General features: G+C 53.7%; 1 pseudogene. It reads left to right on the top strand.

Annotated elements, in window-relative coordinates:
• Positions 1 to 406 (top strand): annotated as a pseudogene (locus tag NE664_14930) (Ig-like domain-containing protein).

A 406-nucleotide genomic window follows, 5' to 3' on the forward strand; every position in this document is an offset into this window, starting at 1 on the left:
TGACGATTAAGGCCACGGACGAGGCCGGGAACGTGACCACAAAAAATGACACAGATGCCACACTCGGAAGCAGCCTGCAGCTCCGCGTAAAGGAGAAGATTGTACTTATACACCTACGGCGGCCCTGGCTGACGGCAGCCATACCATTAAGGTTGACGCAGCTGACAACGATGGCAATGCCGCGACGCAGAAGAGCGTAACATTTAAGATTGATACCGTACCGCCGACTCTTAACGTGACGGCTCCGGTTAATGGTCTGATCACCAATAAGGCCGCCTGCACCGTAACAGGTACAACCAATGATATCACCTCAAGCCCGGTTACTGTGACAGTTAAACTTAACAGCGGCACAGCAGAGGCGGTTCCGGTTGGCGCAGATGGATCGTTCAGCAAGGCGTTGACACTG

Source organism: Anaerotignum faecicola (genome assembly GCA_024460105.1).
Taxonomy (GTDB): Bacteria; Bacillota; Clostridia; order Lachnospirales; family Anaerotignaceae; genus JANFXS01.